Here is a 620-nt window from a genome sequence, read left to right as displayed (position 1 = left end):
GAATATACACCTTTATACAATTTAGTCAATTCTGTTTGGCTATAATAGTCTTTGCGGTTAATGGCGGTCATTTAGCTATGGTTGCTTCTCAAATAAGTTGTTCCAAATAAAGGTGCAATCATTGTTATTGTATCTGCACCTCCTGTTCTTTTTTTCCAAATATATTTTGTTTTATTGTTGCTGTCCCATGGGTATTTAAAACTGATGGTAATATGCTTTTTATTTGCCTCTGAATAATTAGTTTTATAATCTGTCACTTTCAACTCTTTTGGAATTATTCGTTTGGTTGACAAGTTAGCAGTATCAATATCCATTGAAGCAGTTACTTCTATAGTTATGAGGCTTCCGCTATTTTTAAATGATACTGTTGTTACATCCACTGGTGAACCATCACCGGATGGTGTATCAGGTTTATTATCCCCTGCTATATTCCCTGTAATATGTACAGGTTTTGGTTCATTATCCTTTTTACAAGATGTGAATAAAACAACAGCTAATGCTGCTATCAATAAGGTTTGGTTTAGTTTTTTCATAATTGATTTTTATTTATTTCAAGTTGTAAATTTAGACTTAAGATTACATAAACTCAAGTGCTTCAGTAAGTTATGTTACTTAAGTAC

The 620-nt window shown here is 31.6% G+C and carries 1 protein-coding gene; it reads right to left on the bottom strand.

Translation table 11 applies throughout. The annotated features are described in order from the left end of the window. Nucleotides 1-71 precede the first annotated feature (71 nt). The gene (locus tag AC1DRQ_RS32045; protein ID WP_477430282.1) at nt 72-533 is read right to left on the bottom strand and encodes a hypothetical protein; all 462 of its coding nucleotides are present in this window, start codon (nt 531-533) and stop codon (nt 72-74) included. Nucleotides 534-620 lie beyond the last annotated feature (87 nt).

It is taken from the genome of Mucilaginibacter sp. P4_E8 (assembly GCF_056401495.1).
The sequence above is the reverse complement of the archived record's forward strand: the minus strand, read 5'-3'. Positions and strand labels throughout refer to the sequence as shown.

What these genes read in the sequence shown, in the direction of transcription:
- AC1DRQ_RS32045 (WP_477430282.1), bottom strand. Translation starts at nt 533, where the DNA reads ATGAAAAAACTAAACCAAACCTTATTGATAGCAGCATTAGCTGTTGTT.